Genomic DNA, 264 nt, shown 5'->3' with positions numbered 1-264 from the left:
GTACCGCCACGAGAGCACGGGGGTAACTGTGACATCAAAGACTTGACCCGTGGTGCCAAGGTGTATTTCCCGGTCTATGTGGACGGTGCCGGTTTATCGGTTGGCGATCAGCATTTCAGCCAGGGAGATGGTGAAATCACCTTCTGTGGCGCCATTGAAATGGCCGGCTGGATTCATTTGCGCGTCAACCTGATCAAGGATGGCATGGCCAAATACCAGGTCAAAAACCCGATCTTCAAACCCAGCCCTCTGGTTCCCAAATAC

At 53.4% G+C, this 264-nt stretch carries 1 protein-coding gene; it reads left to right on the top strand.

All coding sequences use genetic code 11. From position 1 onward, the window contains the following. Positions 1-264, top strand: a 264-nt coding sequence (locus Q4563_RS20450; RefSeq protein ID WP_303605820.1) for an acetamidase/formamidase family protein, incomplete at both ends; no start/stop codon positions are given.

It is taken from the genome of Gilvimarinus sp. 1_MG-2023 (assembly GCF_030548285.1).
The sequence above is the reverse complement of the archived record's forward strand: the minus strand, read 5'-3'. Positions and strand labels throughout refer to the sequence as shown.